Source organism: Rhodococcus sp. (in: high G+C Gram-positive bacteria) (genome assembly GCF_049286785.1).
Lineage (GTDB): Bacteria > Actinomycetota > Actinomycetes > Mycobacteriales > Mycobacteriaceae > Rhodococcus_F.
Window position 1 is genome coordinate 1 of sequence record NZ_JBAQEO010000529.1, and the last position, 4,675, is coordinate 4,675.

General features: G+C 64.4%; 4 protein-coding genes. All 4 read right to left on the reverse strand.

Features of this window, described 5'->3' with window-relative positions; genetic code table 11:
• On the reverse strand, nt 1–467 hold a 467-nt coding region (locus WAW17_RS19195), incomplete at its 3' end, for a TetR/AcrR family transcriptional regulator (RefSeq protein WP_422334521.1).
• 95 nt (nt 468–562) lie between these two features.
• The gene (locus WAW17_RS19200; RefSeq protein WP_422334522.1) at nt 563–1,711 is read right to left on the reverse strand and encodes an acyl-CoA dehydrogenase family protein; all 1,149 of its coding nucleotides are present in this window, start codon (nt 1,709–1,711) and stop codon (nt 563–565) included.
• 11 nt (nt 1,712–1,722) lie between these two features.
• On the reverse strand, nt 1,723–2,916 hold the full coding sequence (locus WAW17_RS19205) for an acyl-CoA dehydrogenase family protein (protein ID WP_422334523.1): 1,194 nt from the start codon (nt 2,914–2,916) through the stop codon (nt 1,723–1,725).
• A complete protein-coding gene (locus tag WAW17_RS19210) occupies nt 2,909–4,609 on the reverse strand; it encodes a class I adenylate-forming enzyme family protein (protein WP_422334524.1) in 1,701 nt (566 codons plus the stop codon). Before WAW17_RS19210 ends, WAW17_RS19205 begins: the two co-directional genes overlap by 8 nt.
• Nucleotides 4,610–4,675: the final 66 nt, after the last annotated feature.

Genomic DNA, 4,675 nt, shown 5'->3' on the forward strand with positions numbered 1-4,675 from the left:
GCGGCCATCCCTGCCTTCAGAGCGTCGTGAAGCGGCCGGGACGTGGACACCTCGAGTTCCTTGATGCGTTCGCGACCTTCCGGGTCGAGCGTGCGGCTCTCGCGGTAGGTCAGCACCACCGCATCCAGATTCTCGTCCACGATCTCCACGTAGCGGCGGAATCCGGCCACCAGGCGCTCGACGGGATCGCTCCCGGCAGCATCCATCGCCGGTTCCAGTTGGTCGCGAAAGGCATCGAGGATGTCGACGATGGTGGCCAGCAGAATCTCTTCTTTGCCACCGAAGTACTTGTAGATCAGACCGACACTGACCTGCGCCTCGTCGGCCAACGCCTGCATGGACATCTGATGGAAGCCGGTCCGCTGCATCACGGTCACCGCGGCATCGAGAAGCTGGCGCCGACGCGAACTCACGCGAACTGCGCGTACCGCCTCGTCGAGCGGTAGGGCGGACGTGTCCTTCGCCATGAACGTTGACCTCTCCTCGCTGGCAAACCAACTGCAAACCAACCGTGAACGGGCATTCACAGTACCTGCTGGATTCGACGTCTTCGCTGCTCCCTTCAGATGCCGAGATCCTTGGCGATGATCGTCTTCATGATCTCGGTCGTGCCGCCGTAGATGGTCTGGATCCGGGCGTCGACGAACGCGCGAGCCACGGGGTATTCGCGCATGTAGCCGTATCCGCCGTGCAGCTGCAGGCAACGATCGGCCACCCGCACCTGCAGTTCGGTGGTCCACCACTTGAGCCGGGCGGCGCGGGCCGCGGTCAGTTCTCCTGCGACATGCTCGGCGAGACAGTCGTCGAGGTAGGTGCGCGCGAGATCGAGTTCGGTGGAGAGTTCCGCGAGCACGAACTGGGTGTTCTGGAACTGCGAGATCGGTTTTCCGAACGCCGTGCGTTCCTTCACGTAGTTCAGAGTGTGCTCGAACACACCCTCCGCAGCGGATACCGCGCCGATCGACAGGGACAGCCGCTCCTGCGGCAGGTTGTGCACCAACTGGTAGAAACCCTGCCCCTCCTCGCCGAGGAGGTTCTCGACCGGAACCCGCATGTCGGTGAACGTCAACTCGCTGGTGTCCTGGGCGTGCAGTCCGATCTTCTCCAGGTTGCGCCCACGCTCGAAGCCCGGGGTCCCCGCCTCCACAAGGAGGAGCGAGAGCCCCTTGTGCTTGTCCGGCGAGGTTCGCACGGCGACGACGAACAAGTCACCGTTCTGTCCGTTGGAGATGAAGGTCTTGCTGCCGTTCACCACGTAGTGGTTGCCGTCCCGCACGGCGCTGGTGCGAATACCGGTGAGGTCGCTGCCGGTTCCCGGTTCGGTCATCGCAATACCGAGCACGGTCTCGCCGGTCACGACACCGGGTAGGAATCGCGGCTTCTGCTGCGCGTTGGTCATATCGGTGAGATACGGCAGCACCACGTCGTTCTGCAGCGAGAACGCGATGGCCTCCGCGGCAGCGCCGGCCCGGCCCACCTCGTCGATGACGATGGCGTTGTATCGGAAGTCCTCGACCCCGGGGCCGCCGAATTCCTCGGGCACGGAGAAGCCGAGCATGCCCTGCTTGCCGGCCTCGGTGAACAGCGAGCGGTCGAGACAACTCTGCTGCTCCGACTGCTCGTGTACGGGGACGATCTTGTCGCGGACGAATGCGCGAACACTGTCCCGGAACTGGTGGTGCTCCGACTCGTAGCCGAGGCGTGCGCTCATGACATCGATTCCTATCCGCGGAAGGCGTTTTCGCCGGTGAAAGCCTGACCCAGGACGAGTTGATGCATCTCGGGGGTGCCCTCGTAGGTGAGGACGGACTCGAGGTTGACCATGTGCCGGATCACCGGGTATTCGAGTGAGATTCCGTTGCCACCGAGGATCGTGCGCGCGGTGCGGCAGATCTCGATGGCCTCCCGGGTGTTGTTGAGCTTGCCGAAGCTGACCTGTTCCGGGCGCAACCCGACGGTGTCCTTCAGTCGGCCGAGATGCAGCGAGAGGAGCTGACCCTTGTGCAGCTCGAGTGCCATGTCGGCGAGCTTGGCCTGGGTCAACTGGAATCCGCCGATGGGACGACCGAACTGGGTGCGCTGCTTCGAGTAGTCGAGCGCCGCCTGCCACGCCGAGCGCGCGGCGCCCATGGAACCCCAGATGATTCCGTAGCGTGCCTCGGAAAGGCTGCTGAGCGGTCCCCGGACGCCTTTGGCCTTCGGCAGCATCGCCGTCTCGGGGAGCCGGACGTTGTCGAGAACCAGTTCGCTGGTCACCGACGCGCGCAGCGACATCTTGTGCTTGATCGTGTTGGCGCTGAAACCCGGTGTCCCGGTGGGGACGATGAATCCGCGCACACCGTCGTCGGTGGCGGCCCACACGACGGCGACGTCGGCGATGCTGCCGTTGGTGATCCACATCTTGCGGCCGTTGATCACCCAGTCGGAACCGTCGCGCCTGGCGCGGGTCTTCATCGCCGCCGGATCCGACCCCACGTCGGGTTCGGTGAGCCCGAAGCAGCCGATGATCTCGCCGGCGGCCATGCCCGGCAACCATTCCTGCTTCTGATCCTCGGACCCGTTGTTCCAGATGGAGAACATGGCCAGCGACCCCTGGACCGACACCAGCGAACGGATGCCGGAATCACAGGCCTCGAGTTCCAGGCAGGCCAGCCCGTAGTGCACGGCCGACGACCCGCCGCACCCGTAACCCTCGAGATGCATGCCGAGGACGCCGAGCTTGCCGAATTCCTTGGCCAGGTCGCGGGCGCCGGGGAGGTCGCCCGCCTCGAACCAGTCGGCGATATGCGGTGTCACGTTCTCCGCGCAGAACTTGCGGACGGTGTCGCGTACGGCGATCTCGTCGTCGGAATACAGCGAGTCGAGGGCGAGCGGGTCGAGCGGGTCGAACGCGGGAAGCTGTGGTGCGTTACTCATGGATGGATCCTTCGTGAGCGGGGCGTGCGGTCACCCCGGCGCCCGGGTAGGTGAACAGTCCGGCGGCCACCTCGTTGCGGGCGGTATCGGAAGCCTTGTAATGCAACTTCTTTCCCGTCGCCGACACCGGCAGGGCATCGACGAACCGGTACGCGCGTGGTCGTTTGAACTGCGACAGCATGGGATGATTGCGGCAGTGGGCATCGAGTTCTTCTGCCGTGGGCTCGTCGTCGGCCGAGACGACGATATACGCGACAACCGTCTGCCCCCATCGCTCGTCGGGGACCCCGACCACGAGGGAGTCGAGGACCCGCGGATGCTCGTTGAGCGCTTCCTCGACCTGCACCGGATGGACGTTCTCACCCCCGGAGATCAGCATGTCGTCCTTGCGGCCGACGATGGTGACGAACTCGTCCTCGTCCCATGTCGCCAGGTCCCCGATGTGCAGCCATCCCTTGTGGAACTTCTTCTCCTGCTGCTCGGGCGAATCGAAGTACGCATTGGCCGATTTCGGTGAACGGACGATGATTTCGCCTACCTCGGTGCCGTCCTTGGCCACTGTTTCGTGAGGTTCGGCGAGTCGGTCGCCGAATACCTGGACCACGAGCACGTCGTCGTCGGTGCACGCCCGGCCCGTGGTGCCGGCACGGTCGGGCAGATCCGACGGATTCAGAAACGTGTTCCAGAATCCTTCGGTACTACCGTAGCCGTTGAAGATTCGGGGTGTGAGGACCTGCTGGTAGCGCAGAGCCGCTTCCCTCTCGAGCGGCGCTCCCATGGTCACGATTCCCCGCAAGCTCGACAGGTCGCGCTTGCTCTCCTCCTGTGCCGAGGCAAGCATGGCCAGGTTGGTGGGTGCACCGATCAGATAGGTCAGTTCGAACTTCTCCACGTAGTCCAGTGTCAGTTCCGGATCGAAGCTGCGCATCGGAACTACCTGACCACCGACGTAGAACATCGGAGTGGGGCCGCCCGAGTGCAATCCGCCGCGGTGGAACCACGGAGTCATGTTGAGCGTCTTGTCTTCCGGAGTGAGTGGGAAGTGCATGATCACGTCGTGCGCGCTGAAGATCTCGATCGTGCTGTTGAGCGGAACACCCTTGGGCATACCGGTGGTTCCCGACGTGTACAGCCGGGTGGTTTCGTCCCAACTGGTGCGGTGCACCTCGGGCGGGACCGCGACGTCGGCGACCAGGTCGTCGAACCGGACCACGTGGACACCGGCGCGGGTGATCGGATCACCGTCGCCCACCGCCACCACCAATTCCGGTCGGTGATCCGACCGCGCGAGCGCGTCCGCGACCATGTCCGTGAAGTCGGTGTCGTAGAAGTACACCTTGGGGCGGCTGGTCTCGAGAATGAAAGCGGTCTCGCCGCTGGCGAGCCGGAAGTTCATGGGAGAACCGACCGCTCCGCACACCTGGGTGGCCAGATACAACTGCGCGAACTCCGGGCCGTTCAGAAGCTGGTATGCCACCACCTCCCCCGGTTCGACGCCGGCGGCCGTAAGTCCGGTGGCGACACGGTCCACCCGGTTGCCGAGTTCCGCGTATGTCCAGGACTCACCCGTCGCCGGGGACGTCAGAGCGATCCGGCGGGCGTAGCGATGGATGTTGCGCCGGAATCCGTTGAGGTAGGTGAAATCGTTCTCGAAGAACTCCCGGTACTCGTGCGCGTCGTAGGTGTACGTCATGATCGGTGCTCCTTCGGGCTCTGGCCTCAGCCGGCCATGGTGAGGCCGCCGCTGACGCTGAGCACC